Origin of the sequence: Prevotella sp. S7 MS 2, assembly GCF_000762865.1 — a bacterium.
Lineage (GTDB): Bacteria > Bacteroidota > Bacteroidia > Bacteroidales > Bacteroidaceae > Prevotella.
In genome coordinates this window covers 1-6,236 of record NZ_JRPT01000095.1, presented here as the reverse complement: position 1 = coordinate 6,236, position 6,236 = coordinate 1, and the positions used below count along the sequence as shown (strand labels likewise).

Annotated in this window: 6 protein-coding genes; 1 reads left to right on the top strand and 5 read right to left on the bottom strand. The window is 38.6% G+C overall.

Going from position 1 to position 6,236, the window contains the following annotated elements; all coding sequences use genetic code 11:
* Window positions 1-286, top strand: a 286-nt coding sequence (locus tag HMPREF0671_RS11380; RefSeq protein WP_036900824.1) for a hypothetical protein, incomplete at its 5' end; no start/stop codon positions are given.
* Here the strand turns inward: HMPREF0671_RS11380 and HMPREF0671_RS12710 are convergent.
* The 5 genes from HMPREF0671_RS12710 to HMPREF0671_RS11360 form a co-directional block, all read right to left on the bottom strand.
* Window positions 215-559: an IS1 family transposase gene (locus HMPREF0671_RS12710; RefSeq protein ID WP_084589776.1), complete on the bottom strand. Its 345-nt coding sequence runs from the start codon at window positions 557-559 to the stop codon at window positions 215-217. The genes HMPREF0671_RS11380 and HMPREF0671_RS12710 overlap by 72 nt on opposite strands.
* A 124-nt stretch (window positions 560-683) precedes the next feature.
* Window positions 684-1,667 carry a hypothetical protein gene (locus HMPREF0671_RS11375; RefSeq protein ID WP_004350363.1) on the bottom strand — a complete coding sequence of 328 codons (984 nt, stop codon included), beginning with the start codon at window positions 1,665-1,667 and terminating at the stop codon, window positions 684-686.
* On the bottom strand, window positions 1,664-3,907 hold the full coding sequence (locus HMPREF0671_RS11370; protein ID WP_232223206.1) for an RHS repeat domain-containing protein: 2,244 nt from the start codon (window positions 3,905-3,907) through the stop codon (window positions 1,664-1,666). Before HMPREF0671_RS11370 ends, HMPREF0671_RS11375 begins: the two co-directional genes overlap by 4 nt.
* 346 nt (window positions 3,908-4,253) lie before the next feature.
* Window positions 4,254-5,069, bottom strand: coding sequence for a hypothetical protein (locus HMPREF0671_RS11365; protein WP_036900821.1), 816 nt, complete (start codon window positions 5,067-5,069; stop codon window positions 4,254-4,256).
* A 44-nt stretch (window positions 5,070-5,113) separates the two neighbouring features.
* The gene (locus HMPREF0671_RS11360; RefSeq protein WP_156958416.1) at window positions 5,114-5,641 is read right to left on the bottom strand and encodes a DUF4347 domain-containing protein; all 528 of its coding nucleotides are present in this window, start codon (window positions 5,639-5,641) and stop codon (window positions 5,114-5,116) included.
* Between the last annotated feature and the right edge of the window lie 595 nt (window positions 5,642-6,236).

The window sequence follows — 6,236 nt, the reverse complement described above, 5'->3', positions numbered from 1 at the left end:
CTCGAAAAGTGATTTTGTCCGAGCAAGACTTTTAGGTGAAGCCTTTAAGGTCATCACCCAAGACCCTGCAAAAGAACCTTACTTGGAGAAACTCTCCGAAATCGTTGCCATGACTCATAAGATAGGCATGCTATACAACGAAGCCGTGAAAGCCCTCAATACTTATCATTCTGTCGCCACTGCTCAACAACTGCTCAGCAAACTCGAAACCTATTCACAACTTCTTATTAGACTGCAACAACAAGCAGTACAGCTGACAAAAAATCTTGAGAGTAGACATGAATAAATACTGATAAATCATAATACCCAACGTTAGTACCGTGCTGCGATTGCCTAATCCCTCTTTGGTCAGTTGGATGATTTTGGAATCGGTGTCAGGAAGATAGGCTTTGTAGGTGTAGTCGGTGATAAAGCGCTTGTGGCAATATTTGCATTGGTAGCGTTGTTTGCCATTGCAATTCTTCCCACTTTTGACGATTGACTCAGATTGACAATAGGGACATAAAAACTTAACTCCCAATCTGGAGCATAAAGTTCCAAAACTATCCTGTTGCTTCATTTGCTTATGCTATAATTGCGAAAATAATGCGAAGGCAAAGCGCTAATTCCTGCCTTCGCATTTTTAATTTATCAGATAGTCCTGATAATCAAGACCCTATTTTCACAACTCCCAATCTGAAGCATTACCAATCACTATCATTAAGAAAAGAAAAACTGAACCAGTTATATTGAAAAGTACCATTAATAATTGGGACGGTAATACTAATTGCTTTATCTTGATAGATAATTATTTTAGGAATTTCTTGCCAATTATGTTTTTCTAATCGATACGCTTTTCCGCATACGTAATATATGGGAATATTTTCGTCGTTAACTCTTGAAGTAAACAACCAAGTCAGAGGACAATCATATAAGGATTGTTCAAGACTCCTGTCTATTTCTTGTATTTCGTTTCGGGATGGTATCAACTCATATCCTCTAGTTTTATCATCTGAAATAAATTTGTAATAGATAATTGAGTGAGTACTGGTGGTAAAAACATCACAATGATTCGTGATTAAGTTAATCTTTAATCTTTCACAGTCGATGAGATATAATTTGTCCTGGACAAGAATAACAAAACAAGATTCAATGGCATACGATATAGGAATCGCCCCCTCTATCTCCATACCATTTAGCTTAATTTTCTTTTCAAAAAGAATATTCATTTTCTTTCCCATAATTGTTAATAGCATCTCTTCTGCTTCGTAATCTATTCGACTCACCATTAAATAATCCCTATTCCGACTTTGAGCTAGGTTCACAATGGGTAAATTCTGCTTTGAATGCCAATAAATATATTTTGCATTTTGAGGAACATGCCAAAGTATAATATTCCTACCTTTTGCATATATCAGTGCAGAGTCCGAGATCTTTAAGCAATTCGAGGTCATGGTTGAATCGATACAATAACTGTGGTTGCGGTAATTCCTTATATCCAGTCTTTGCAGTTTCCTTTCAATCGCTTCCGTATCATCGCTATTTTGACAATAAACCAAATATTTACCTATTGTACAAACAAAATCTCCGTGAATGCACAAAGTATCCTTATTCTGTGAATAAATAGGTAATCCTATATAGCAATACAATATAATTATGCTTAAAAAACATGCCCTATATTTTTTCATCGCTTTTGAGTTGCAATATGAATATGATTATTATGCCCAGAGATCCTCTTAGTTTTCCCCTCTTTTTCTTGTATATGAGGTCCAAAATTCTCTCTTAAGATAGGATTCTCTCTAATTGCACGTTGAAAAGCATCAACTTTTTCATGTGATTTAGGATTTTTAACTGGGATTCCATTTACCATGTCAATGTCTATAGCTCTTCCTCCATTTGATGCATAATGATTGCTTGAAGGGGAATGTTTCCCAGTTGTAGTTGTAGAAACATCAATAGAAGTAATTCCTGCGCCAGAAATATTAGCATCGTTTATCCCTTTAATTAATAAACTAACAGCATCTTTTGACAATGCATAATCACCACAACCCCCAGTTGGACTCTTATACTTAAAAGTTACACTAACTTTAGTTCCATCATCTGTTATAAAACTCTTAGGTATATATTGCCCACCTTCTACATTAAACCTATCACTTGCATCGGATACTTTTATAATCTTATCCTGCTGATAATCGTATCTCATTCCAGATTGATATATACTATATGTTTCACCTATATTTCTATACTCCTGACCATCGTATGTTATAGAGTTGGCATTCCCTTCCTGCCAGAAAATAGCAGCAGTTTCATCATTTCTATACCAATCTGTACCAGTTGGATCAATATACTTGACAGGATTATTATTTGTGTAGCAATATCCTGTTAAATTCGGATATTTCTCCGTTAGCGGATCAACCCCCAGCCACATAGAATTTTGGGGATCCATATATCTTGCACCATAGTAGTACATACCTGTTTCCTCGTCAAACTCTTTAGCGTTGAAGAGGTACGGCGTGTTCCACGTATTGTTGCGCTCTTCGATGAACACTTCGCCAAACGGTACATACTCGATATGCTGCGATACTTCGCCGTCAAGATTGGTGATATAGCTACTGCTTCCTAAGTGGTCTGGATGGTAGTAGAACTGCATCTTTTCGTAGTCGTCGTTGGGTTTGAAATTACCGTTTGCAGCCCTTGTGCGTGCCCTTGCTTGTGCCGCCTCCGGCGTACCATCGTTGCAACAGAAACCCTGACCGTTCACGTAGTCGTCATTGTCCTTACCGTTATAAGGTTGGTCAAACGCCTTGTAGTTATCCTTAATGGATTGCAGTTGCTTTGCATACTTATCCTTGTAGTCAATAGTAAGACCATCAGCTTCATTGCCTGCATACGGTATTCGTCTTGGGTCTGCACCATAAGAAGCCAAGTCGCCAAGCTTGCTGACAATACGCTGCGAGCCAATGTAGATATGCTTCGTATATTTGCCACCTTGCCCAGCAACCAAGTATGGGCTGACATAGAGCGAGAAGCGTGCTGTACCAGTATTGCCACCTGAGAACTCGGAGTTCACATAGATGGCTTCGTTTTCGCCTGAGGTCTTCACCGTGCGCTCACCATCGGCATCATACCAATAGTTGCTCACAAAACCGTTTTCATCCACTGCCAACAAGCGGTTTTCCTCGTCCCACTTGAACTTCTGCTCACTTGCCTTTTCATCTTCCTTACCGTCTTTCTTTACACGTGAGGTATTGATATAGACAAGGTTTCCGTTGAGGTCGTAAGTGTACTTGTGTCCGTTGTTGATATTGGTGCTGTCCGTAGGAGTTTCTTCCGTGCGGTAGTTGATGTCACGGACATTGTCGAGTTGGAACTTCCTGCCATCTGCCTTTTGATAAGTATAAGCGAGTTCGTAGCCTGCGTTGAGCGTGCCCTCGAACTGTACACCTGTCTGTGAGAGGTGTTGCTTCTTACTCGTGATACGGTGCATGTTGTCGTAGCCCATAGATAACGTATAAGAAGCTGCTTTATTGTCCGTTCCCTTATAAGTACCTGTTGCGCTTGCCAAACGATATAGTGGGTCATAAGTATAACTATGGCTCATCTGCCCGCCTGCCTTGCCACTCTGTGGGAGTGGAGCATTGTTCTTAATACCAAGCACGTTGCTTACTGCGTCGTAGCTGTAGGCATTGTCCATGATGGTACCTGCCTTAGCATTCACCGCGAGGTTCTGCAAACGTCTGCGTGCAGGGTCGTAACTGTAGAACGTCTCCGCTCCGTTGCAATACTTCAGATAGGTGCGCTGCTCAAACTTATCATAACCTATCTTGTTCACATAGTCGTAGCCGTAAGACTTGTAGCCACGCACATGGTCTACCTGTCCACCGAGGTTGTAGCCGTAGGTGACCTTTTCCTCATCGGGGTAAATCATTTCCAAGAGGCGGTTGTGGCTGTCGTACTTCCACTGCGTGACGTAGGTAGCCACTGCCTGATTAGGTACAATCAGTGTGCGTACCGTCTTCAAGACCTCACCCATCTTGCCGTAGTAGTACTCGATAGCACCACTGCCGTCCTCACGGAGCATCAGTCTGCCGATACGGTTGTGAGAAGAGTTGATACCACCATAGTGGTACTTCACGTTGTTCTCCGGATGGTCGGGATAGTTGATAGCCGTCAGACGTCCGTAATCGTACTCGTAATTGATGGTCTTGCCCTCTTTTTTGAGGTTGGCTGTCTGCTTGGTGAGTACATTGCCCAAAGCGTCGTAGGTGAAGCCATTACTTGTTGTGTATATAGCTAATTTTTTCAATAATCCCATCTTTATCAAGATACAGGATTTTCCCATATTGCATATTATTTTCGTATTTCTTGATTGACTGCAAATAATGATTTACAGAATCAAAATAATAACCCTCTCCACATTTAAAAAAATGGGAGCCACGCCTACTACATAGTGTAAAGATAGCTTCCAAAGTTCCTTTCCGACCTATAACAAAGCATAATGTTCCTATAAACAAAATGCCTTTTCCCTTTCGTTTGTAGTAATCTATAGAAACTTTGTTAAAAGATTTCTTATTTATTCCTACAATTTTCAATGAATCAATATTGTTATATATAGTTTCCTGACAAGCCTTTTTGATTAATGATACAGAAACTTTTTTGTCTAACTCGGTCGGTTCTCCCTCCTCATCATAATATACAAGTTTTTCCACTTCTCCTGAATCTGTATAATATACTGCCATTCCATGGAGCTTATTCTGAATTTTCGTAAAGGAATGCGATAATCTATGCGTTTCATCGTCAAAGTGATATACCCGTTCTATTGTATCCTGCCCTTCTACAATATTTTGTACACTTATGCTAATCAAACATGACCAACGTTTACTAAACACTATTCTTCCATTACCGACAGTAATATAATCCTCTAAATAATGTTTACCACCAGAATAGTATTTAATATTAAAAGAGCTATCAATCATTGTAATATCCGCATCTTGCACGATATCACCTTTTCTGCTGTTGGGAGTAGAATTAGGCGAGACCGAACAAGATGTAAATATTATAAGTAATAACAAAGAATATATTTTTTCCATTATTTCTTCCTTGTTGGAGTAAAATTCAAACGAATTGCGCTACTTCAATCACGTACAGAAGGACTATTTGGGCCACCCATACCACCTAAAGTTGGTAATTGTCCACTAATTACAGGCGAGTAATCCGTTCTTCCAACAACACCTGTGACCCTAGCTCCACTTTGTAATGATAATTGCTCTGCAAAACTTCGTCCTATATCTACAGCTTTTATCATTGCATCAGTTGTAGCAAAAGTTTTCTTTCCAAATCCAAACAACGAAGCAGAATTACATGAATATAAATCTATCCTTGCACTATTCGCAAAATCTTCACGGCTTAACTGTCCTATATTATAGTTATTCATATTTGTAGGATTTTCTATATCGGTATATTCAACCACTGTATTTTCATATCCAAATGCAACATTGCTCGCTGTACCATGTGAGAAAATTGACAATTCTGTGATTTTGTCATTATCTCTTTTTGATTTATTTAATTCTCTTATCACATCAGACGTTGTTTTAACGAAATTTATGGCAACCCCCTTCTTTTTTGCCCAATTAGAAAAAGTGGATAACTCAGAATGTGCAATAAATCCTTATGGCTGAAATTATCTTGCCCTAATTTCAGCCAACACTCAAACGCCACGAATAAGAAGGATATATTCCGTAGACGGAGAGTGAAATCCATTCAAAGAATGAGTTACGACCATAAGCCTATTATTAGTTATATCCTCATTGGCAAATGTATATAACATTCTTGAGAAATCCAAAGAAATCGGAAATTATTTTTGAGGATTTTTTTGTTTTATTGCACTATATTGCATCTCATGGCTATTTGAGAAGGCTTCGTTTTCATAGTTACGACACTCAATTAGAACTGACTTATTAAAAAAATATTCTGATTATCAACATCTTATCGATATAAATATCTCATCGAAAAAGGACTATGAAGAGAATTTAACTAAGATGTAAGAAATTCTAAGTTTATAGTCCAATTTCTTCCCGTCCACTTTGTTTTCTACGAGAAAATTGCTATCTTTGCAGCATTAACAGAAGGTTCTTTGAGACATCGCAGAATAAAGAATTGGAAAGAAACTCGCTCGTTTCTTATTCGTTCCCCCTTTGACACAGATCCTTCTCAGACTTCTAATAATCAGGATTTTACTATTTGTGAGATGATTTTAT

Excerpts from the sequence above, each read along its gene's own strand:
- HMPREF0671_RS12710 (WP_084589776.1), bottom strand. The coding sequence starts at position 559 with ATGAAGCAACAGGATAGTTTTGGAACTTTATGCTCCAGATTGGGAGTT.
- HMPREF0671_RS11375 (WP_004350363.1), bottom strand. The coding sequence starts at position 1,667 with ATGAAAAAATATAGGGCATGTTTTTTAAGCATAATTATATTGTATTGC.
- HMPREF0671_RS11370 (WP_232223206.1), bottom strand. The coding sequence starts at position 3,907 with ATGATTTACCCCGATGAGGAAAAGGTCACCTACGGCTACAACCTCGGT.
- HMPREF0671_RS11365 (WP_036900821.1), bottom strand. The coding sequence starts at position 5,069 with ATGGAAAAAATATATTCTTTGTTATTACTTATAATATTTACATCTTGT.